This is a genomic window from Pedobacter sp., from assembly GCF_040513095.1.
Lineage (GTDB): Bacteria > Bacteroidota > Bacteroidia > Sphingobacteriales > Sphingobacteriaceae > Pedobacter.
Genome location: NZ_JBEVDX010000182.1, coordinates 1 through 20,602, shown reverse-complemented (window position 1 = coordinate 20,602; position 20,602 = coordinate 1). Strand labels below are relative to the sequence as shown.

Genomic DNA, 20,602 nt, shown 5'->3' with positions numbered 1-20,602 from the left:
TTTAGTTAAGAAAGAGTATTCGTTAGACATATCTTTAAATACTACGAATCTATAGTTTGATGGGTGAAGATCTTTTTTCATATGAATTTATACTTATTTGTCGCTTATTTTGAAGGTTGCAAATATCCTAATTATATTTTTTATATACAAGAATTAATGTAAAATTATGTACTATACTTTTTCCAGGTCTCCACTTTCTGTTTTTGCCTGCTAATGTATTCATCTGCAATAACTTCTGCAGAGGGCAACTGAGAGCGGCTGACCAGCAGTGATTTCAGCCTTTCCTCATCCACATCAGTGCGGTACAGTATATTCATCATCTTAGAGATATCATTATCCAGCAGCCAGCTAAAAGCATGGATCATTTTCTGTCGGATCAGCTCTTCGCTGAGCTCTTCTTCCAACTCAAAATCCTTTCCTATAATTCTGCTGAGTACCTTGATATCATCCATTGCTTTCGGTTCTGATTTCCTGTCCTTCATTAATTTCCTGGCATAATTCAATCAATACGCCATTTGTGCCTTTAGGATGTAAAAAGCAGATCAGTTTATGATCGGCACCTGCCTTAGGTTCGCTGCTTAGCAATACGAATCCATTATTCCTGAGTCTTTCCATTTCTGCATAGATATCTGTGACATCAAATGCAATGTGATGAACCCCCTCCCCTTTATTTCGGATAAAATCGGCAATGGCACTATCACCTGTGATTGCAGCCAGAAGTTCAATTTTATTGTCTCCGGTTTTAAAAAATGCCGCGGAAACCCCTTCCGAGGCCACCAGTTCCCGCTTGTATGCCGGCGCACCCAGCAGCTTCTCGTACAACCCGCAGGACAACTCAAGATCTTTTACCGCAATGCCGATATGTTCAATTTTATTCATCCTATTACATAAGGTTAGAAAAATGTAAAAATGCAAGTTTTATGACTGGGATCATAGACCATGCCGGGAATTTATGGTAATCTTTTTTAGTACCTTTGCAGGGTAAAAAAGAATAAATAAATTCCGATGGAACTTCCCGTTTACCTAGATAATAATGCAACAACCCCGCTTGATCCAAGAGTACTGGAGGCGATGTTGCCTTATTTCACCAGTAAATTTGGCAATGCCGCAAGCCGCAGCCATGCTTTTGGATGGATTGCGGAGGAAGCAGTTGACTATGCCAGGGAGCAGGCGGCCAAATTGATTGGCTGTACTGACAAAGAGATCATTTTTACTTCGGGTGCTACGGAGGCCGATAATCTGGCTATTAAAGGCGTGTACGAAATGTACCATGAAAAGGGTAACCATATCATTACTGTCGCTACCGAGCATAAAGCTGTGCTTGATACCTGCAAACACCTTGAGAGGTTGGGCGCCGGGATCACCTATCTTCAGGTTAAGGAAGATGGTCTGATTGATCTTACTGAGCTGGAAGCGGCTATGACTGAAAAGACGATTCTGGTCAGCGTTATGTATGGCAACAACGAAACCGGTGTAATACAGCCCATCAAAGCTATTGCAGCCATTGCACACAAATATGGTGCTTTATTTATGACTGATGCCACACAGGCTGTAGGAAAAATCCCCGTTAACGTAGATGCTGACGGCATTGACCTGCTGGCTTTCAGCGCTCACAAAATGTATGGCCCCAAAGGAGTAGGCGCCCTTTATGTCCGCCGGAAAAACCCGCGGGTAAAAATCACTGCCCAGATGGATGGTGGCGGACATGAGCGTGGCATGCGTTCAGGCACCCTGAATGTTCCGGGTATTGTGGGATTGGGAAAAGCCTGCGAATTATGCCGGCTGGAAATGGATGCTGAGGCAAGACGGCTTTCTGCCCTGCGGGATAAAATGGAAAATTCACTTAGCGCTGTTGAAGAAAGCTATGTCAATGGGAACAGAACACAGCGACTGCCTCATGTAACCAATTTTTCATTCAGACATGTCGAAGGCGAAGGCCTGATGATGGCTATGAAAAACCTGGCAGTATCTTCGGGATCCGCATGTACCTCAGCCTCAATTGAACCTTCGTATGTGTTAAAGAACATGGGTATGTCTGATGACCTTGCCCATTCCTCTATCCGTTTCGGACTGGGGCGTTTCAACACTGAAGAGGAAATAGACTTCGCCATCAGCGAGATCAGAAAAGCTGTAGACCATCTCAGAGAGTTGTCTCCATTATGGGAGAGCTTTAAGGAAGGTACGGCCCAAAGTATAAGCTAAGTACCGATTTAAATACATGGCATCATTTTAGCTGCCTATTAACAATTAATAACAAGCATATGATCACTATCACAGAAAAAGCAAAAGGCAAAATTGATCACTTGATGCAGGAATCTCAAATGGATACCGACTATTTTTTACGTGTTTCTGTAAAAGGCGGCGGATGTTCAGGATTATCCTATAATCTGGATTTCGATAATGAAGAAAAAAAGGACGATCAGTTTTTTGAAGATAAAGGGGTACGCATTGCGCTTGATATGAAATCATTTTTATATCTGGCAGGAACCGAACTTGATTTCACCGATGGATTGAATGGAAAAGGCTTTGCCTTTAATAACCCGAATGCTACCCGTTCATGCGGATGTGGCGAAAGTTTTTCTGTTTAAGCTCACCTGAAAAAATAAAAGGGCGCCCTATGGTGCCCTTTTCCCATAAAACGCTGCCCTATTTCGGGGGTATTCCGCTGCTGATAACGTACATAAATTGCGTTACTTTGATAAAAACTCTATTATTGCATTCGCAAAAAAAATAACCGATATGCCATCATCAGATCAAATCTCCACTGTTCCCAGTTTATTGCGGAATGTGGTGGAAAATGTTCATTCTCCTGAATCTGCTTTTCTTATCCACAAGAAAGCAGACGTATGGGAAAATATCTCATTCAAGACCACTCTGGAAAATGCGGATGCCGTTTCTGCCTTCTTTCTGGACAAAGGTATTGTAAAGGGAGACAGAATGGGACTGATGATAGAAAACGGGCCCGACTACATTTTTTATGACCAGGGGATACAACAGATCAATGCGGTCAACGTTTCCATCTACCCTACGCTATCGGAGCATGAGGTTGAATATATCATAAACGATTCAGGAATGAGGGCCATACTGGTGGGCAATACTTTTCTCTATAAAAAAGTATTGAAGATTGCTGCCAACTGCAGGCGGCTGGAATACATCATCCCTGCATTCCCGGATCACGCTAAAATCAACATACCTGAAGAGCTGAAAGTGACGGTTGTGAGCTTTGATGAGGTGCTTGAAACAGGCAGACGTCTGACAGCTCATTTTCAGGAAGAGATTAGCGGGCTCCGCAAAGCGGTTAGTCCCTCAGACACCTCATCCCTGGTGTATACTTCCGGTACAACAGGTACCCCTAAAGGAGTAATGCTGTCACACAATAACTTTGTGGAAAATGTAAAAGTATGTCTTACCCAGATGGGAGTTATTGAGAAGGATGATTTATTCCTTTCCTTCCTGCCACTGTCACATGTTTTTGAACGTACAGCCACTTACCATGTATGCTGCGCTGCCGGCTGCACCATGGCTTTTGCACAAAGCCTGGAATTACTGGCCAAAAACATGGCTGAGATCAGGCCAACTGTAATGAACTGTGTACCGCGTTTACTGGAACGCATCCATGATAAAGCTTACAAAAGCGGAACTGCTGATGGCGGGGTAAAAGCAAAAATCTTTTTGTGGGCTATGGAAACCGGAAAAAATTACCGCGAAAAACTTGAGGCTGGTAAAACACCCGGATTGTTGCTGTCAACGGAGCAGATGATCGCTGAAAAATTAGTGTTCAGCAAGATCAAAGAAAAGACCGGCGGACGATTGAAGTTCCTCATCTCCGGGGGTGCCGCCCTTCCCAAAAATGTCGGGGAGTTCTTTGGTAACCTGGGCATCAAAGTCTGTGAGGGTTTTGGCTTAACTGAAACCTCTCCCGTTATGACTTTCAGCGAAGCCGACAGGCAGGTATACGGAACCGTTGGCCGCGTAATTCCGGGCATTGAGGTGGCCATACAGAATATTGAAACCAAAGAAATCATTAACATACAGACCAATGAAACTTTTGATCCGGATTTCGTATGCGCTGAAGGCGAGATCATTGTTCGCGGCCATTGTGTAATGCAGGGATATTTCAATAAACCCGCAGAAACTGCAGAAGCGATTGACAAGGATAACTGGTTCCATACAGGTGATATAGGCAGGTTCTATAAGGGTTACCTTCAGATTACTGACCGCCTTAAAAACATGATTGTAAATGCCTACGGCAAAAATGTTTATCCTACACCAGTAGAGAACATCTATCTGAAAAGTATCAAAATCGAACAGCTGTTTCTTATCGGGGACAAAAGGGAATACCTGACCGCTATTATTATCCCTAACCGGGAAAGTATGCAGGAAAAATTTGGCCTGCAAAATGAGTTTTTCGAATCCCCTGAGACTTTTATCACTAATCCGGAAATTATAGACTGGATCGGTCAGGATATTAAAACCTACTCGAAAGAACTTGCCAAGTTTGAGCGCATCAAGAATTTCATGATCAAAAGAAACCCTTTCAGCATGGATGAGGGTGAGATTACGCCAACCATGAAAATCAAACGCAAGGTGGTAGAAAAGAAATATGCAGAAAGTATTACAGAGATGTACAATGTATCAGTAGAAGCTGATTAGAATTTTCTTAAAAAACACTCTTCTATTTTACTATTTTTGCAGAACATATGAGTACAGGACTATCAGAACAAGAAATATTGCGCAGAAATGCGCTTGTACAGCTGCGTGAACTGGGTATTGACCCATACCCTGCTGAAGGTTATGAAATCAATACTACTGCTGCAGACATCTTAGCGAACTACAATGAGTCCAGTAAGGACGCGTACCAGAATGTAAGTTTTGCAGGCAGGATCATGACCAGGCGTATCATGGGCAGTGCTGCCTTCGCTGAACTGCAGGATTCAACAGGCCGTATCCAGGTTTACTTAAAAAGAGATGATCTCTGCCCGGATGAGGACAAAACATTATACAATACAGTTTTCAAGAAATTGCTTGACCTCGGGGACTTCATCGGTGTAAAAGGATATGTATTTACCACCCAGACAGGCGAAATCTCAGTCCATGTTACTGAATTCACCTTATTGTCAAAATCATTAAAACCGCTTCCCGTTGTAAAACGCGATGAGGAAGGAAATATATACGATGGATTTACTGACCCTGAGCTGAGATACAGACAGCGTTATGTGGATCTGACCGTAAATCCTGACTTTAAACAGATCTTCATCAACCGCTCAAAGGTAATCAGCACCATGCGCAATTACTTTGATCAGCAGGGCTGGATGGAAGTAGAAACACCAATCCTTCAGCAGATCCATGGCGGTGCAGCGGCACGTCCTTTTGAAACGCACCACAATACCCTTGATATGCCCCTTTACCTCAGGATTGCAAATGAGCTTTACCTGAAAAGACTGATCGTAGCCGGCTTTGACGGTGTATATGAGTTCGGCAAGATGTTCAGAAATGAAGGAATGGACCGTACGCATAACCCGGAATATACTGCGATGGAAATCTATGTGGCCTACAAAGATTATATCTGGATGATGGCGATGGTTGAAGAGTGCCTGGAAAAGGTTGCGATGGCCATCCATGGTACCCCGGTAGTAAAAGTTGGTGCACATGAGATCAATTTTGCGGGGCCGTATGAAAAACTGACCATGTATGAGTCCATACAAAAATACACTGGAATAGATGTTTCGGCAATGAGCGAAGAAGAGCTGATTGCAACATGCAAAAGCTTGAATATAGAAACCGATCCTACCATGGGCCGCGGTAAGCTGATCGATGAGTTGTTCAGCGAAAAGGTGGAAGCCAACCTGATCCAGCCTACTTATATTACCGACTATCCTATTGAGATGACTCCCCTGGCTAAAAAACACAGAACCAAGGAAGGCCTGGTTGAGCGTTTTGAGTTATTTGTGATGGGTAAAGAAATTGGTAATGCCTATTCAGAGCTGAATGATCCCATTGATCAGAAAGAACGTTTTGAAGATCAGCTGAAATTGGCCGACAGAGGTGACGATGAAGCGATGGCAATGGATGATGATTTTGTACGTGCACTGGAATACGGTATGCCGCCAACTTCAGGTTTGGGCGTAGGTATCGACCGCCTGGTGATGCTCATGACCAACCAGTCGACCATCCAGGAAGTGCTTTTCTTCCCTCAGATGAGACCGGAGAAAAAAGCAAAGGTAACTACTGATGAAGATTTCGTCAATGCGGGAATACCTGCAGAATGGGTTCAGGTGATCAGAAAAATGGGTTTCAATACTATAGAAGATCTCGCCGGAGCAAATGCAAATAAGGTATTCAACGACCTTGGCGGAATGCGTAAAAAATTGAAACTGGATTTGACAATGCCTTCAAAAGAAGATGTAACAGCCTGGTTTTCTTAACATAAAGATAACAAAGACTTAAAGGCCTGCGATATTGATTTATGGCAGGCCTTTTCTATTTTTACCAGACACAATTAATTTGTAAAGCGATGAACAACTCTAGTCTGGAAATTACCGAAAACGAATACTGCATCAAATTAAGCAAAGATGCCTTTGACCTGTCGCTGATCCGCCAGCTGATCAAAAGAATCCAGTCTGAACAATTGTTCTTTAGCAAAAGCAAAGACTATATGGATGATGATATTATCAGCAGAGGTGGTCTGAATGAGAACGAGAATTTCGACAGTTTAAACGAGAAATAGAAAAAGCCACGTCTGTGGCTTTTTCTATTTTGTTCAATATTTCTTTTATTACCTGCTGTATCTTACCTGTTGCTGCTTATCCAGCATTCCCAACTGATCTTTCATCTGTTTGATCTGATCGGCAAGTAATTTATTCTTATCTGCTTTCTTGGCTTCTGTAAGGTACATCTGGGCCTCTCTCTTGTTTCTCTTTCCCATTGCAATACCTGCCAGACTTAACTTGGCCAGGGCAATGTTATGATCCATCTGCATGCCCAGGGAAAGCGCTTTCTTAAAAAACTTCTCCGACTGCATCGGGGCTTTCCTCGATTCGATCAGGCCCATCAGCAATTGATAGTAACCATGCTGGATCCGGATCAGCTGTGATTCGTAATCTGTTATTTTTCTCAGATAAAGTTCAGCTTTGCCCATATCGTCTTTACGTAAAAACCATTGTGCAAGCAGCATATTCTCATTATAGAAAAAGGTAACAAGGATCAGCAGACTAATCAGTACGGCTAAAATGCCCCAGCCCCAGAAACCGAAAATCATTAGTGCTATCGCAGCACCCAATACCACAAAACCTGCGATAAGTCTTACTATGTTTGGCATATCTCTCTTTAATTATTTTTTATGCAAATATCGTGTTTATATACCAAAAAGCAGAGTTAAATTAATAATTAATCATTCACATGACAGCCGGATTAAAAACATTCCTTCCTATATTTGTTACCTGCTATAAAGCGGTTCCGGCATAAGGAACCACATATAAAAAAGGATATTGATGATTCAAAATGAAAATAGCCGTGAAGGCATTCTCTCTGTAGAAGTGATGAGGGACAAATACGCTGCAGAATATCCTTCCTATCTTCCCGACCCGGAAAAACTGAAACAGTTAAAACCACTTCTGTCCGGTAAGAAAATCATCATTGTACTGGGCACCTGGTGCAGCGACTCCAGGTTACATGTGTCCCGTTTTTATAAGATTGCTGACAATACACAAATCAATGAAAACAGTATTTCCCTGATTTGTGTTGATGAAACTAAAAAAGCAAAAGAGGGCCTTACAGATCACCTGAACATCATCAGCGTTCCTACCTTCATTTTTATGGAGAATGGTAAAGAAATTGGTCGTATTATTGAAGCGCCTCAGCATTCGCTTGAAAGCGATATGGTAGAAATTTTAACAAAAAACACAGCAGCATGTCAGCAGCATTAGAACCGGGCTGGTTAAAAGTCCTGGAACCTGAATTCGAGAAACAATATATGAAAGACCTGAAAGCCTTTCTGGTACAGGAGAAAGAAGAAGGCCATACCGTTTTTCCTAAAAACGCTGATATCTTCAATGCGTTTAATTATACGCCATTTGATAAAGTTGAAGTAGTTATACTGGGACAGGATCCCTACCATGGCGACGGACAGGCCCATGGGCTGTCTTTCTCCGTTAAAAAAGGAGTAGTAACACCACCCTCTCTGAAAAACATCTACAAGGAACTGGAAACAGATATAGAAGGCTTTACAACTCCCAATCACGGTCAACTGACACAGTGGGCTGAAGAAGGGGTACTCTTATTGAATGCTACACTTACTGTTCGTGCCCATCAGGCAGGTTCTCATCAGGGAAAAGGCTGGGAAGCATTTACAGATCAGGCAATCAGCCAGCTATCCGCGCAGAAAACCGGCCTGGTGTTTTTATTATGGGGTAAGTTCGCGCAGAACAAGTCGGTATTGATTGATGAACAGAAACATACAGTAATAAAATCTGCCCATCCCTCACCTTTCTCTGCATACACTGGCTTTTTTGGAAGCAAACCTTTTTCGCGGACCAATGCGGCATTGCTTGCAAGTGGTAAAAAACCTATCAACTGGCAGATCAGCTGATAATTAGTATTCCAGCGGTACGATTGGTTCCTTTTTGGTAGTTGACATGATCATCATGGTCTGAAAAGTTTTCACCACGCTGATTTTGCTGATCTTATCCATAATCAGTCGCTCGTATGCTTTGATATCACTTACATACACTTTCAGCAGAAAATCTGCTTGTCCTGTTACGTGGTGACATTCTGTGATTTCCTTAATCTGGTTCACTTCGTCAAGAAATATCTGTATGGTATTGTTCTTATGGAAATCGAGCTGAACCTGAATAAATGTTTTGATCCCCAGACCCAGTTTTTCTTCATCAACCAGGGCATGGTAGCTCTTGATAAAACCAGACATCTCAAGTTTTCTCACTCTTTCCAGGGTAGGGGCCGGTGATAATCCAATTTCCTGTGATAAAAGTAGATTGGTTATTCTCCCGTTTTCCTGTAAAAGTCTAAGTATTTTAAAATCTATTTTATCTAATTCTGTTGCCATTTTTCCTGGGTCTTGAACTCAAAGGTAGAATAACGACAGCTTAATTACCAAATTTAATTCTAAAAAATATCATTTAAATTATGCTTTATTTTATAAAAAAATTTTTAGATTTATCTAAATATTCAATTAGGCTACTATAATGCATTCCTTTACTGAAGAAAACTACCTGAAGACAATATATCATTTATCACAGCTTAACGACAGTCCTGTACAAACCAATGCCATTGCAGACGGGATGAAAACCCGCGCAGCATCGGTTACAGATATGCTCAGAAAACTGTCGGACAAACAACTGATCGATTACATCAAGTATCAGGGGGTAACTCTAACTGACAGGGGGAAAACCACCGCAGTAAGTGTCATCAGGAAACACCGCCTCTGGGAAGTTTTCCTGGTGGAAAAACTCAAGTTCAAGTGGGATGAGGTGCATGATATTGCAGAAGAGCTTGAACATATCAACTCCGGCCTGCTGGTAGAACGCCTGGATGAATTTCTGGGCTTCCCGAAAAGAGACCCTCATGGCGATCCGATACCTGACAAGGATGGGGTTTTCGAGCCCGGTCAGAACATCCACCTGCATGAGATGTCGCGCGGAGATAAAGGGGTCATCATTGGTGTTAACGAATATACTTCAGCTTTTCTCAAACATCTCGAAAGACTTGGACTTACTATAGGTATCCTCATCGAAATTCAGGAAATAGCCGATTATGACGGTTCGGTTGAACTGCTGGTAGACGGCAAATTAATTAATGTAAGCAGAGAGGTGACACAGCGCATCCTCGTCAATTATAAATAGGCTCTCAACACAAAAATATTATTTACCAAAATGAAGAATGCAGAATCGTTAAGCGAAGTCCATCAGAGTGTAAATACCAGTAAACGTACCGGCTGGCGAAGGATATTATCTTTCATAGGCCCTGCCTATCTCGTCAGCGTTGGATATATGGATCCGGGAAACTGGGCAACAGACCTGGCAGGAGGAAGTAAATTCGGCTATCAGCTTATTTGGGTTCTTCTGATGTCAAATCTGATTGCGTTACTGTTGCAGTCTCTAAGTGCCCGGCTGGGTATTGTGCGCGGACTGGACCTGGCACAGGCTTCCAGAAACGCCTATCCCAAATGGGCAAATATCCCATTGTTTGCGCTCGCACAAACAGCCATTGTGGCCTGTGACCTGGCAGAGATCATTGGGATGGCCATCGGTTTAAATCTTTTGTTCGGTTTACCATTGATCTGGGGGATCAGCATTACCATATTCGATACTGTTCTGCTGTTGTTCCTGATGAACAAAGGAATGCGAAAGATGGAAATCTTTATTGTGTCCATGGTTTTTATTGTCGGTTTTTCATTTCTGGTGGAGATGTTCATTGTTGAGCCTTCTGTAAAGGAGATTATCGGCGGACTTCAGCCCTCTATCCTTTCCGGACAGGCATTGTATATTGCTATAGGAATTATCGGCGCCACGGTGATGCCACACAATCTTTACCTGCATTCCTCACTGGTTCAGACCAGGAAATTTGAGAGAGATCAGAAAGGGATAAAAGAAGCTATAAAATTCAACTTTATAGATACCGCGGTAGCGCTTAACCTGGCATTTTTTGTGAATGCTGCCATCCTGATTCTTGCAGCCGCAGCATTTTTCAAAAACGGGCACCACGAAGTAGCCGAAATCCAGGATGCCTATAAACTACTGGGACATATTTTCGGCGGCGTAGCACCTACGCTTTTTGCGCTGGCACTCATTGCAGCAGGACAAAGCTCTACAGTTACAGGTACACTGGCGGGACAGATCATCATGGAAGGGCATATCAACCTGAGGATCCAGCCCTGGTTGCGCAGGCTTATTACACGGCTGCTGGCCATTATACCGGCATTTTTCACGATCCTTTATTTTGGTGACGATGCATTGAGCGGACTGCTCATCCTCAGTCAGGTTGTCTTGAGTTTACAACTCGGCTTTGCCGTTATTCCCCTGATACATTTCACCTCCGATAAAGAGGAAATGAAAGGCTTTGCCATCAAATTATGGGTTAAGATCCTGGCCTGGATAAGTGCCGGGGCAATTGTACTTTTGAATATCAAACTGGTGGTCGAAGAGATTACAGGATGGGCCAAAGCGTCTGACGGCTGGTACATCTATGTACTGGTTATCCCAACCGCAATCCTGATCGGGCTGATGCTCATCTATGTATTTGTGTATCCGCTGATCGCAAGGAGCAAGATCAGGAGTAACGTGCCTCATGGAAGTGCCCTGGATATCGAAAGTATAGAAAAAATCAGCTACCATACCATTGGCATTACAGTAGACTTTTCCAAGAATGACCGCAATACGATCAGGCATGCGCTCATCCAGGGAGGAAAAGCCGGGGAATATCATTTGATACATATTGTAGAAACTGCCGCGGCGAGATACCACGGGAAAGCAACGCTGGATCATGAGACGCTGAGTGACGCAGAAAACCTGGATAAATACTGTCAGAACCTGGCGGATCTTGGATTTCATGCTGTTCCGCATATCGGTTTCGGGAGTACGGCTGCTGCTATCGCAGAAATCACGAAGAGTAATCAGCTGCAAATGCTGGTTATGGGTGCTCACGGACATAAAGGACTGAAAGATCTGATATTTGGCACTACTGTTGAGTCTGTAAGGCATAAAGTAACAATTCCTGTATTGGTAGTCAGGTAAACCGCCATTCCGATTTGTACTATAATTTAGATTAAACTGTCGTAAATCGGCATTTCTTTCTGATATTTGTTAATTCTATGAAGAACGATATTCAAATAAAAAATAAAAGAGCATACTTCGACTATAATATTATTGAGAAATATGATGCAGGGCTTGCTTTGCTGGGTACAGAAATAAAAGCTATCAGGCAGGGCAAAGCCAATATGACTGATGCTTTCTGTATGTTTATCGGTAATGTGTTGTATGTAAGAAACCTTCATATTTCTGAATATAGCCACAGTTCTTTTCATCACCACGACATCAAACGTGACAGGATACTCCTGCTGCAGAAAAAAGAACTGAAAAAACTGAAATTCAGAAGCGAAGAAAAAGGTTATACAATCGTTCCCCTCCGTATCTTCACCAATGACAGGGGTTTCGCGAAAATTGAAATCGCACTGGCACAGGGTAAAAAAGAATTTGACAAAAGAGACAGTATCAAAGACCGCGAATCCAAAAGAGAGATGGACCGTGCACTAAAGGTTTAAGCCAGCAAGGCTGTTTACCAGGCCTGATCTCCTACAAGCGGAACAAACCTGAAGGTATCCAGCTCAAATTTTTCATACTCAGTTTCGTTGATCCGGATGACGGTAACCATCGTCTGGGAACGTTCATCCCCCACCGGGATGACAAGTATACCGCCAATCTTCAGCTGTTTCAGCAGAATTTCCGGAACAAAGGGTGCTCCGGCAGTTACGATAATCTTATGATATGGGGCATGCGCTGCAATTCCCATCGAGCCGTCACCAAAAAAGAAATTGGCATTATACCCCATGCCGGGAAGTACTTTTAGCGTATGCCTGTAAATGCTCTCCTGTCTTTCAATGGTATAAACTTCTGCCCCAAGTTCCATCAAAATACAGGTCTGATAGCCCGAACCGGTACCGATCTCCAGTACTTTATCTCCTTTGGTAATATGAAGCAGCTCACTCTGATAAGCTACGGTATATGGTTGTGATATTGTCTGGCCATCACCAATAGGAAAGGCGATATCTTTGTATGCCTGGTTCCAGAAGGTTTCATCAAAAAAGAAATGCCGGGGTACTTTGCCAATTGCAGTTAGTACCCGCTTGTCGGTAATACCTCTTGAAGCAAGATGCTCCACCAGCTTTTTACGTGCCCCTCTTTCCCGGTAATTGTCTACAAATTTATAAGCCATTGAATCTCAAAAATACTTTTTTAAGCACGAAAACCCAGCGTTTCAGTAGCGTAAAATTGATATAAAATGTAAAATCCATCAGATCACTGCTTTGAGCAAAAATTAAATTAATACGGATCAACGTCAATCTGGATGATTACACCTTTATAGGCTTTCTGACTGTTAAAGTCGGTAATTGTTTGTTTAATCACAGCTTTTACTTTCTGAATGGCATCAGATTTATCCGATTTAATGATCAGCTGCCTGATATAATAATTCCTGATTCTTGACACCAGGGGCTGCTCCGGCCCTAAAACGCGGGTACCAAGCTGGGCCCTGAGCAATGCCGCGAAATGTGCCGAGGCCGCATTTAACAGATTGGAGTCCTTGTGTTTCACATTGATAAAAATCAGCCTCGTAAAGGGCGGATAGTGATACATCTTACGTTCCTCTATCTCATCATTATACATCGCCAGGTAATTGTTTTCCACGACCTGTTTGATAATACGGTGATCATCATCATATGCCTGTATGCAAACCTTTCCCTGCTTATCTCTTCTGCCCGCTCTTCCGGCTACCTGTGCAAGTAACTGGTAGCTGCGCTCAAAAGCCCTGAAATCAGGATAATTTAGGAGGGTGTCGGCATTGATCACACCGATCAGCGTTACATTATCAAAATCCAGACCTTTCGCTACCATCTGCGTACCGATCAGGATATCCGTTTTTTTCTCCTGGAAATCCCCGATGATCTTCTGGAGGCTGTTCTTGGTACGCGTACTGTCTACATCCAGCCTGGCAATTTTCACATCAGGAAAAATCAGGCTGAGTTCTTCTTCTATACGCTCTGTACCAAAGCCCTTTTGCTCGATATGTACCGAACCACAGGCAGGGCAGATATTCATGCTGCTTTCGTGATAGCCGCAATAATGGCAATGCAGTTTTCCGCTGCTTTTGTGGAAAGTAAGGCTGACATCGCAGTTGATACACTTGGGGGCAAATCCGCAGGTCTTGCAGATCAGGATCGTTGCATATCCTCTTCTGTTCTGGAACAGGATGACCTGCTCCTTTTTTTCGAGTGTTGCAGTGATATCATCAATCAGCACACTGGAGAAATAAGACACCATCTTTTTACGTTTGGTCTCTTCAGAAATGCTTACCACTTCCTGCAGCGGGAGTTCTACACCGCCAAACCTTTCGTTTAGTGTAACCAGACCATATTTATGGCTGAGCGCGTTGTAATAACTTTCTATAGACGGTGTGGCAGACCCAAGCACTATTTTCGCTTTATGCAGATGGGCAAGGTATACCGCAGCATCCCTTGCCTGGTACCGCGGTGCCGGTTCATTCTGCTTGTAGGAAGATTCATGTTCCTCATCTACTACAATCAGTTTTAAGGCATTGAAAGGCAAAAACACAGAGGAACGTGCACCCAATACAATCCTGTATTTTCCGCTCATGACATGGTTCCAGATTTCCACACGCTCATTGTCGTTGAATTTGGAGTGGTATACCCCAATTGCATCTCCAAAATAGCGTTTTATCCGCTCTACAATCTGGGTAGTCAGTGCAATCTCCGGCAGCAGGAACAATACCTGGCCACCCTTGGCAATAGCCTCTTCAATCAGCTTAATATAAACCTGGGTTTTACCGGAAGCCGTGATCCCGTGCAGGAGTACTACGTCTTTCGATTCAAATGCAGTTGATATATTGGCGAGTGCTGTACTTTGTGCTGCGCTCAGTTTAAAATTAAGGATCAGGTCATCATTATCATCCTGTAAACGGCTTACTGCCTTTTTGTGAAGGCTGAAGATCTCTTTATCCAGCAGGGCTTTCAGCGCGGCCTGCCCGCAATTGCTTTCTTCCAGCAGCTGCTGTCTGGAAATCTCCTCACCCGATTTTGACAGTTTAATGTAGGCCAGCAGAGCGTCCAGCTGTTTCGGTGCCCGCTCCAGCACTTCAAAGAGCTGCCTGAAGTTTTCCTCTTCTTTATAGAAAGCGTTCAGCGTGATGTACGACTTTAATAAAGGCTTATATTTTTCTACAACCTCTTCTGCGATATAAACGATTTCCTTATCCAGCAGGGATTTGATAATCGGAAAAACAGTCTTCTGCCCTAAGAGGGCTGAGATCTGATCGACAGTAAGCCGCTTCTGCTTTTCCAGAGCGGTGATTAAGACCGCTTCTTTATCGGTAACAAAAAGTTCCTCATGGTTCACTTCCTCCCGCAGGATAATAATCGTCTCACTGGCCAGCTTTAAACCGGCGGGCAGTGCAGCAGACATCACATCCCCTTCATTGCAGAGATAATATTCGGTCATCCACTCCCAAAACTGCAGTTGCTGCCCATTTACTACGGGATGCTCATCAATTACGTCGATAATATATTTTGCAGCGTATAATTCCGGCGCTGTCTGACTGATACTTTTGATCAGGGCAGTATAGATTTTATTTTTGCCAAACTGAACAATTACCCTTTTCCCAACGGCGGTGTGCTCGTTCAGATGAAAGGGTACCCGGTAGATATAGTTTTTTGACAGTGACAGCGGTAAAATAACTTCTATAAAAAGGGTGTCCCTTTCCGTAAAATCTATATCATTGGTTTCCTGCATCTATCTGTTTTTTAAGGCAGCAAAAAAGAGCATTGCCCAGCCTGCAATCAGGAGCAGACCACCCAAGGGTGTTACCGGACCGATTATATTTACAAACCCAATATGGGTTATTTCCCTGGTGGCCAGAAGGTAAAGCGAACCTGAAAAAAGCAGGATACCTATTGTAAAGCAAAAATAAGAAATGTCTACCAGTTTAGTCCTGAACCTTGCAAAGGTAGACAGGAAAAGTAAGGCAAAAGTATGGTAAAACTGGTATTCAATTCCTTTTGTCCATATGGCAAGCTGGTCAGTAGAGAGAACATTTTTCAAACTGTGGGCACCAAAAGCACCGAACATTACTGCCACTGCCCCAAAAAAGGAAGCAGTTAAAATTATTCGTCTATTCATTCAATTCGCTTTTTTAGCTGCCACAAAATTAAGAAACCTCTTTGCATTTTCTTAGTAATCCAACTATTAAATTAAATTTGCTTAAATACAAATGAAAAGAATATACCTCACTCTAATTATATTACTCCTTGCGATGTCGGGCATGGCTTATCTGTATTTTTCCAGGCTTAACAGGGAAAGTACTTATAATGAGATCAGCCTGCATGCAGCTACTGCAAACTCGGGACTGGTATTCTGCATTCATAACGACAAAAGTATCTTCGAAATTTTAAAAGGACAGGACCTTTTTGAAAAACTGCTTGGAGAGGAGAAATTTAAAAAACTGAGCCTGCTGAAAGATCTGGTGATTTCCAATTCATCTGTCAACAGCCTCATTGCCAACCGGGACGTTTTTATCAGTTTTTCCGGTAAAAATAAAGAGATTAACTATCTGATCAGTACCCAATTAAACGGTGAACCAAAGAAACCTGTACTTACAGATGCCCTGCAGTCCGGAGGGATAAAACTTACTGAGGCCGGCGGGATCATGAAGCTGTCTCTCAATGACAGCACCGTATTTTACCTGGGGATCGAAAAAAACCTCGTTTTATTATCCGGCAGCGAGGAATTGGTCAGAACGGGCCTGAAAGGGGACACTTCAGCAGGCTCAGCTGAGTTTATCAGGTTTATCAAACTCAACAACAAACTGGGAAAGAACAGTGTTGGCAACCTTTTTATAGACTATAACAAGATCACTTCTCTGATCAAAGCTGTATTGCCCGGCAATTTAAATGGGAATAATGCCCTGTTTAACCATCAGAATTCATTTGCCGCCCTCAATTACAATTTCAGCCGCGAACGGTTATTCTTTAGTGGTACCACAAAAATCAACACTGCGGGTAATTACATCAGCCTCTATGCTTCGATGGCCCCGCAGAAGAACACTATAGACAATCTCCTACCTGCGAATACCGCGAACTTCAGGCTCTATGCCCTTCCTCAGTATAAGTTATGGCGCAAAGCACTGAACACCTGGTTTGGCCTGAATAAAGAGGACCATGCTGTCAGGATGATCATAGAAAATACTGACCAGACTTATCGCCTTGATCCTGAAGGGATATTTCCAAAATACTTTAAAGACCAGCTGATCACATTTCAGCTGCGCTCATCCGAAAATCTGGGAGCAATTAACCTGAGCAATGGAGATAAGGTAAAACAACTGTTGATTGACATCAGTACAGATTATGACCAGGACATTAAACAGTTCAAGGTTTCGGGCCTCCTTTACTGCTATTTCGGTGAACCCTTTAAAAAATTCAGCAAGCCATATTATACCGTCATTGATAACTACATGGTTTTTGCCAACAGCCCTGCTACGCTGCAGGACTTTTTGAAGTTTTACAGGAGCAATGAACTGCTGGTTAGCACTTCAGATTATACAGACCTGTATGCACAGATCTCCAACACAGCAAGTGTCACCTTTTATGTAAACCATAAAAACTCATCAGACATTGTCAGAAAGAACGTTTACACCCCGTATTACCGGCATTTTACAGCGGAAGGTGGACTGGGCAAATTCAATTCACTGATTTATCAGCTCAATGGAGCGCAGGGAGATTTTCAGACGAACTTCCTGATCAACACCTTAGCTGAAAATGATAACGATATTATAACTGACAGCTTATCAATTATCAAATAAAAAACCCCATATTTAAGAACGCTTTTAAACTATGGCAAAAAGATACTTATTTATTTGTGTTTTATTCATTTCCACCACACAGCTCAGGGCCCAGCAATACGGACTGTTTAATACCAAAACACTTTTTGATGCTTTTGAAAACCCTGCTCAGAAGGCATTCGTTCTCGATTCATCACGCCAGTTTGCATCCAACTTTTTCCTTCCCTATTTCGGCTTAAATGCCGCTAATAAAGGTGATTCCAAATATGTGCTGAGCGACCTGATCAGAAACAGCACCTACAACACAGATGATATTCTGATCGGTAACAACAACAGGAATAAACTCTTTGAAAGCTCTAATATTTACCTGCTCACTTTCAGGATGTTCCAGTCGTACAAATACAACAAGGAACTGGGATTTTCATGGCAGCTGCGGTCGGACGTTTTTGCTGACTATACCAATGAAACCCTTGTGGTTTTTGGCGATTACAACAGGTTTACCAATTCACAGACCGGCTTGCTGAACAGCAACGGATTTGGACAATCCTATCACCAGTTCAGTGTAACGTACCGCGAAAATTTAACTAAAAGACTTGCCTTTGGTGCCAAACTGAGTTTACTGAGCGGTATCACCTATAATAAAATAGATGTTACCAATTCGAGCCTGACCATCAATCCGCTAACAGATAACCTGACCGTAGGGCTAACAGGGACCTACAGGTCCAGTTTCCTGCGCGCAAAAGAACTCGACAGAAATTCCTTTCTGCCCAATTTTAAAAACCCTGGTATGTCGCTAAGTTTAGGGACCACCTACCAGGCTAAAAGCGGTATCTTCATTATGGCCAATATCAAAGACCTTGGATTTATCAAATGGAACAACCGTTCACATGATTTCAATGTAAACAGTTCAGTCACCGTAGGCAGAGAAACCGTCGATCCGGAAAACCCGCAATATATCAATACCAATACCCTTGAAAATGAATTGAATGACCTCTTCATAAGATCAGACCGCCAGAAAGGCTTTTATACGCCTACCAACGCCAAGGCTGATTTTATGGTTTCCAGAAAATTCGACTTCTATACACCCAGCCTCATCGTTTCCAAAAACCTCTTTTACCAGGGTGGAGATGCAGCCTTTGTGAATACTTTTAAACGCAATGAATTTTCGGTTAGCCTGTCCCCTACCTATAACATGATCGGATTTATGATGCTGGGTACCCAGGGCATGTACCAGACGCCCAATTTTGAATTTTTCCTGGGATCAGACAACCTGCTGAAATCAACAGCTGTAAGAAAATCTGCCGTAGTGAATTCAGGATATTACGGGGCATCAGTTTATATGGGACTGGCCATCAAGTTTGGATTTATAGTGGAACATCCACAGAACAGCAGTTATATGCCGGGGGTTGGTGACGATACACAAACCAGCTTTTTCAGAAGAATATTTAAGGTTTTTCAGCACAAAGGCGACTAGGAATTTACCGCTGGCCTTGACTACACTTTCTTTTTTGCCTGTGTAACTACAAAATCTTTCAGGTAGTAGGGTTCAAAATAGGCTACGTCTTCAAATTCCTGCCTTTTGAAGGCATCAAATGCCAGACTGCTCATGTGTGAGGCAGAATTAAAAGCAAGGGCTGAAAAATGCGCATTTGGCGATATAATAGATGCGCTGCATTTCATTGCCCCGTCTCCGATAAATGTGATCTTTTGATTTTTCAGTTGCTGCTGGTATGCATGTTCGTCAATAATACTGGCACTTACAGGTAATATCTCCGCCAGATGCTGGTCGTACAAAGCGGTAAACACTTCCATTCTTCTTGCATCAATCATCGGGCAGACCAGCCCCTGATAGTTCTCCGTGGTATTCAGAAACCCATTCGCCATCATTTGAAGTGTATTGATACCGATCAGCGGCTTATCTACGGCAAAACATATTCCCTTTGCTGTAGACACCCCAATTCTCAGTCCCGTGTAAGAACCCGGGCCTTTACTCACTGCTATCGCATCAAGATCAGCATAGGCCATTCCGGCAAGCTGCATTACTTCATCAATGAATAAGGTAAGACTGCCCGCATGGATATTCTGGGCAGCAAGTTCTTTTAAAGCGATCGTTTCGCCATTCAGAGAGAGTGCAGCTGAACACGTTGGTGTAGCTGTTTCAATTTGGAGTATTGTAGCCATTGCAGCAAATATAAACTAAAATTCAGGGAACAGGATCATGGCCATGCGCGCCCCATGGATGGCAGCGGCCTATGCGTTTAAGTGTAAGCCATCCACCTTTGAAGGGGCCGTGTTTTTTAATCGCCTCGATACCATATTGCGAACAGGTAGGTGTAAAGCGGCAGCTCGATCCCAGAAGCGGGGAAATAAACAATTGATAGCACTTAATCAGTGCCAGGAAAAACCATCCGATTACGCGTTTAATCAGTTCCATTGGCCTGCAGTGTTACAATCAGTTTCTTAAATGCACCGGCTAATTTCTTTTCGAAGAAAGCATATTCATAATGCTCCTTACCAATAAACTGTATGGAAAGCAGTAAAGTCTGATCATCCTGGTTCAGCAAAGGATACAGATCAGTGGATTTATGTAAACGATAGGCTTCACGTGTCCTGCGCTTAATCAGGTTCCTGTCATGCGCACGCTTAAACCTTTTTTTCGATACATTGATAACTACCTGTGCAGGAAAAGCACTTTTACCCGGTACAAATAAATACGACAGGCGGAAGGGATACAATAAAAAAGAAGAACCGTTCTTAAATAGCAGGTCTAATGATTTCCTGCTGCATAACCGTTCTTCTTTAGTAAATGTTTTCATGTTTTTGATCGCATATCTGCAGATATAATGATCTGCCGGCACTTAACGTGCAGCAATCAAAATTATGCTTTGTGACGACGTTCGTCAGAAACTGACAATTTTCTTCTTCCTTTTGCACGACGAGAAGCTAATACTCTTCTACCGTTTGCTGTAGCCATTCTTTCGCGGAAGCCGTGTTTGTTTCTTCTCTTTCTTTGCGAAGGTTGGAA

General features: G+C 42.9%; 23 protein-coding genes. 12 read left to right on the top strand and 11 right to left on the bottom strand.

Going from position 1 to position 20,602, the window contains the following annotated elements:
* Window positions 1-164 precede the first annotated feature (164 nt).
* Window positions 165-452 carry a hypothetical protein gene (locus ABWY16_RS20190; RefSeq protein ID WP_353906473.1) on the bottom strand — a complete coding sequence of 96 codons (288 nt, stop codon included), beginning with the start codon at window positions 450-452 and terminating at the stop codon, window positions 165-167.
* A complete protein-coding gene (gene mce, locus ABWY16_RS20185) occupies window positions 445-879 on the bottom strand; it encodes a methylmalonyl-CoA epimerase (RefSeq protein WP_353906472.1) in 435 nt (144 codons plus the stop codon). Before mce ends, ABWY16_RS20190 begins: the two co-directional genes overlap by 8 nt.
* Window positions 880-1,005: 126 nt before the next feature.
* On the opposite strand from mce, the gene ABWY16_RS20180 reads away from it, so the two are divergent.
* The 5 genes from ABWY16_RS20180 (at window position 1,006) to ABWY16_RS20160 (ending at window position 6,727) form a co-directional block, all read left to right on the top strand.
* Window positions 1,006-2,202, top strand: a complete 1,197-nt coding sequence (locus ABWY16_RS20180; protein WP_353906471.1) for an IscS subfamily cysteine desulfurase — start codon at window positions 1,006-1,008, stop codon at window positions 2,200-2,202.
* Between the two features lie 59 nt (window positions 2,203-2,261).
* Window positions 2,262-2,588 (top strand): HesB/IscA family protein, encoded by a 327-nt coding sequence (locus tag ABWY16_RS20175; protein WP_353906470.1) that lies wholly within the window; start codon window positions 2,262-2,264, stop codon window positions 2,586-2,588.
* A gap of 151 nt (window positions 2,589-2,739) precedes the next feature.
* Complete coding sequence (locus ABWY16_RS20170) at window positions 2,740-4,653, top strand: AMP-dependent synthetase/ligase (RefSeq protein ID WP_353906469.1); 1,914 nt, start codon at window positions 2,740-2,742, stop codon at window positions 4,651-4,653.
* A 47-nt stretch (window positions 4,654-4,700) separates the two neighbouring features.
* Complete coding sequence (gene lysS / locus ABWY16_RS20165; RefSeq protein ID WP_353906468.1) at window positions 4,701-6,425, top strand: lysine--tRNA ligase; 1,725 nt, start codon at window positions 4,701-4,703, stop codon at window positions 6,423-6,425.
* A gap of 89 nt (window positions 6,426-6,514) precedes the next feature.
* Window positions 6,515-6,727: a hypothetical protein gene (locus tag ABWY16_RS20160; RefSeq protein WP_142526479.1), complete on the top strand. Its 213-nt coding sequence runs from the start codon at window positions 6,515-6,517 to the stop codon at window positions 6,725-6,727.
* 48 nt (window positions 6,728-6,775) lie between these two features.
* On the opposite strand, the gene ABWY16_RS20155 is transcribed toward ABWY16_RS20160, so the two are convergent.
* Window positions 6,776-7,318: a DUF2892 domain-containing protein gene (locus tag ABWY16_RS20155; RefSeq protein ID WP_353906467.1), complete on the bottom strand. Its 543-nt coding sequence runs from the start codon at window positions 7,316-7,318 to the stop codon at window positions 6,776-6,778.
* Window positions 7,319-7,490: 172 nt separating this feature from the next.
* Between ABWY16_RS20155 and ABWY16_RS20150 the strand changes: the two genes are divergently transcribed.
* Both ABWY16_RS20150 and ung read left to right on the top strand, forming a co-directional pair.
* The gene (locus ABWY16_RS20150; protein WP_353906466.1) at window positions 7,491-7,925 is read left to right on the top strand and encodes a thioredoxin family protein; all 435 of its coding nucleotides are present in this window, start codon (window positions 7,491-7,493) and stop codon (window positions 7,923-7,925) included.
* The gene (ung, locus tag ABWY16_RS20145) at window positions 7,910-8,587 is read left to right on the top strand and encodes a uracil-DNA glycosylase (RefSeq protein ID WP_353906465.1); all 678 of its coding nucleotides are present in this window, start codon (window positions 7,910-7,912) and stop codon (window positions 8,585-8,587) included. Before ABWY16_RS20150 ends, ung begins: the two co-directional genes overlap by 16 nt.
* A gap of 3 nt (window positions 8,588-8,590) precedes the next feature.
* Here the strand turns inward: ung and ABWY16_RS20140 are convergent, their stop codons facing one another.
* Window positions 8,591-9,061 carry an Lrp/AsnC family transcriptional regulator gene (locus tag ABWY16_RS20140; protein WP_090554417.1) on the bottom strand — a complete coding sequence of 157 codons (471 nt, stop codon included), beginning with the start codon at window positions 9,059-9,061 and terminating at the stop codon, window positions 8,591-8,593.
* 139 nt (window positions 9,062-9,200) lie between these two features.
* Here ABWY16_RS20140 and ABWY16_RS20135 point away from each other — a divergent pair, with 139 nt between their 5' ends.
* The 3 genes from ABWY16_RS20135 to smpB all read left to right on the top strand — a co-directional run bounded on the left by ABWY16_RS20135 (window position 9,201) and on the right by smpB (window position 12,274).
* Window positions 9,201-9,857: a metal-dependent transcriptional regulator gene (locus ABWY16_RS20135; protein WP_353906464.1), complete on the top strand. Its 657-nt coding sequence runs from the start codon at window positions 9,201-9,203 to the stop codon at window positions 9,855-9,857.
* 30 nt (window positions 9,858-9,887) lie between these two features.
* Window positions 9,888-11,747: an Nramp family divalent metal transporter gene (locus ABWY16_RS20130; RefSeq protein ID WP_353906463.1), complete on the top strand. Its 1,860-nt coding sequence runs from the start codon at window positions 9,888-9,890 to the stop codon at window positions 11,745-11,747.
* A gap of 77 nt (window positions 11,748-11,824) precedes the next feature.
* Window positions 11,825-12,274: an SsrA-binding protein SmpB gene (gene smpB, locus ABWY16_RS20125; RefSeq protein ID WP_142526485.1), complete on the top strand. Its 450-nt coding sequence runs from the start codon at window positions 11,825-11,827 to the stop codon at window positions 12,272-12,274.
* A gap of 14 nt (window positions 12,275-12,288) precedes the next feature.
* Here smpB and ABWY16_RS20120 read toward each other — a convergent pair whose 3' ends face one another.
* The 3 genes from ABWY16_RS20120 to ABWY16_RS20110 form a co-directional block, all read right to left on the bottom strand.
* Window positions 12,289-12,945, bottom strand: coding sequence for a protein-L-isoaspartate(D-aspartate) O-methyltransferase (locus ABWY16_RS20120; protein WP_353906462.1), 657 nt, complete (start codon window positions 12,943-12,945; stop codon window positions 12,289-12,291).
* 107 nt (window positions 12,946-13,052) lie between these two features.
* Window positions 13,053-15,533: a replication restart helicase PriA gene (gene priA / locus ABWY16_RS20115; RefSeq protein WP_353906461.1), complete on the bottom strand. Its 2,481-nt coding sequence runs from the start codon at window positions 15,531-15,533 to the stop codon at window positions 13,053-13,055.
* Window positions 15,534-15,920 carry a DUF423 domain-containing protein gene (locus ABWY16_RS20110; protein WP_353906460.1) on the bottom strand — a complete coding sequence of 129 codons (387 nt, stop codon included), beginning with the start codon at window positions 15,918-15,920 and terminating at the stop codon, window positions 15,534-15,536.
* Between the two features lie 91 nt (window positions 15,921-16,011).
* Between ABWY16_RS20110 and ABWY16_RS20105 the strand changes: the two genes are divergently transcribed.
* The gene (locus ABWY16_RS20105; RefSeq protein WP_353906459.1) at window positions 16,012-17,598 is read left to right on the top strand and encodes a hypothetical protein; all 1,587 of its coding nucleotides are present in this window, start codon (window positions 16,012-16,014) and stop codon (window positions 17,596-17,598) included.
* A 31-nt stretch (window positions 17,599-17,629) separates the two neighbouring features.
* Entirely contained in the window at window positions 17,630-19,051 is a 1,422-nt protein-coding gene (locus ABWY16_RS20100; RefSeq protein ID WP_353906458.1) for a DUF5723 family protein, read from the top strand.
* A gap of 20 nt (window positions 19,052-19,071) precedes the next feature.
* On the opposite strand, the gene tsaB is transcribed toward ABWY16_RS20100, so the two are convergent.
* The 4 genes from tsaB to rpmH form a co-directional block, all read right to left on the bottom strand.
* On the bottom strand, window positions 19,072-19,758 hold the full coding sequence (gene tsaB, locus ABWY16_RS20095) for a tRNA (adenosine(37)-N6)-threonylcarbamoyltransferase complex dimerization subunit type 1 TsaB (protein WP_353906457.1): 687 nt from the start codon (window positions 19,756-19,758) through the stop codon (window positions 19,072-19,074).
* Between the two features lie 22 nt (window positions 19,759-19,780).
* A complete protein-coding gene (gene yidD, locus ABWY16_RS20090; protein ID WP_353906456.1) occupies window positions 19,781-20,011 on the bottom strand; it encodes a membrane protein insertion efficiency factor YidD in 231 nt (76 codons plus the stop codon).
* Window positions 19,998-20,393 (bottom strand): ribonuclease P protein component, encoded by a 396-nt coding sequence (locus ABWY16_RS20085; protein WP_353906455.1) that lies wholly within the window; start codon window positions 20,391-20,393, stop codon window positions 19,998-20,000. The genes yidD and ABWY16_RS20085 overlap by 14 nt, the downstream gene beginning before the upstream one ends.
* A gap of 62 nt (window positions 20,394-20,455) precedes the next feature.
* The coding region (gene rpmH, locus ABWY16_RS20080; protein WP_353906474.1) for a 50S ribosomal protein L34 at window positions 20,456-20,602 on the bottom strand (147 nt) is incomplete at its 5' end.

Excerpts from the sequence above, each read along its gene's own strand:
- ABWY16_RS20135 (WP_353906464.1), top strand. The coding sequence starts at position 9,201 with ATGCATTCCTTTACTGAAGAAAACTACCTGAAGACAATATATCATTTA.
- ung (WP_353906465.1), top strand. The coding sequence starts at position 7,910 with ATGTCAGCAGCATTAGAACCGGGCTGGTTAAAAGTCCTGGAACCTGAA.
- mce (WP_353906472.1), bottom strand. The coding sequence starts at position 879 with ATGAATAAAATTGAACATATCGGCATTGCGGTAAAAGATCTTGAGTTG.
- tsaB (WP_353906457.1), bottom strand. The coding sequence starts at position 19,758 with ATGGCTACAATACTCCAAATTGAAACAGCTACACCAACGTGTTCAGCT.
- ABWY16_RS20100 (WP_353906458.1), top strand. The coding sequence starts at position 17,630 with ATGGCAAAAAGATACTTATTTATTTGTGTTTTATTCATTTCCACCACA.
- priA (WP_353906461.1), bottom strand. The coding sequence starts at position 15,533 with ATGCAGGAAACCAATGATATAGATTTTACGGAAAGGGACACCCTTTTT.
- lysS (WP_353906468.1), top strand. The coding sequence starts at position 4,701 with ATGAGTACAGGACTATCAGAACAAGAAATATTGCGCAGAAATGCGCTT.
- ABWY16_RS20180 (WP_353906471.1), top strand. The coding sequence starts at position 1,006 with ATGGAACTTCCCGTTTACCTAGATAATAATGCAACAACCCCGCTTGAT.
- yidD (WP_353906456.1), bottom strand. The coding sequence starts at position 20,011 with ATGGAACTGATTAAACGCGTAATCGGATGGTTTTTCCTGGCACTGATT.
- ABWY16_RS20085 (WP_353906455.1), bottom strand. The coding sequence starts at position 20,393 with ATGAAAACATTTACTAAAGAAGAACGGTTATGCAGCAGGAAATCATTA.
- smpB (WP_142526485.1), top strand. The coding sequence starts at position 11,825 with ATGAAGAACGATATTCAAATAAAAAATAAAAGAGCATACTTCGACTAT.
- ABWY16_RS20105 (WP_353906459.1), top strand. The coding sequence starts at position 16,012 with ATGAAAAGAATATACCTCACTCTAATTATATTACTCCTTGCGATGTCG.
- ABWY16_RS20155 (WP_353906467.1), bottom strand. The coding sequence starts at position 7,318 with ATGCCAAACATAGTAAGACTTATCGCAGGTTTTGTGGTATTGGGTGCT.
- ABWY16_RS20175 (WP_353906470.1), top strand. The coding sequence starts at position 2,262 with ATGATCACTATCACAGAAAAAGCAAAAGGCAAAATTGATCACTTGATG.
- ABWY16_RS20190 (WP_353906473.1), bottom strand. The coding sequence starts at position 452 with ATGGATGATATCAAGGTACTCAGCAGAATTATAGGAAAGGATTTTGAG.
- ABWY16_RS20170 (WP_353906469.1), top strand. The coding sequence starts at position 2,740 with ATGCCATCATCAGATCAAATCTCCACTGTTCCCAGTTTATTGCGGAAT.
- ABWY16_RS20160 (WP_142526479.1), top strand. The coding sequence starts at position 6,515 with ATGAACAACTCTAGTCTGGAAATTACCGAAAACGAATACTGCATCAAA.
- ABWY16_RS20120 (WP_353906462.1), bottom strand. The coding sequence starts at position 12,945 with ATGGCTTATAAATTTGTAGACAATTACCGGGAAAGAGGGGCACGTAAA.
- ABWY16_RS20150 (WP_353906466.1), top strand. The coding sequence starts at position 7,491 with ATGATTCAAAATGAAAATAGCCGTGAAGGCATTCTCTCTGTAGAAGTG.
- ABWY16_RS20130 (WP_353906463.1), top strand. The coding sequence starts at position 9,888 with ATGAAGAATGCAGAATCGTTAAGCGAAGTCCATCAGAGTGTAAATACC.
- ABWY16_RS20110 (WP_353906460.1), bottom strand. The coding sequence starts at position 15,920 with ATGAATAGACGAATAATTTTAACTGCTTCCTTTTTTGGGGCAGTGGCA.
- ABWY16_RS20140 (WP_090554417.1), bottom strand. The coding sequence starts at position 9,061 with ATGGCAACAGAATTAGATAAAATAGATTTTAAAATACTTAGACTTTTA.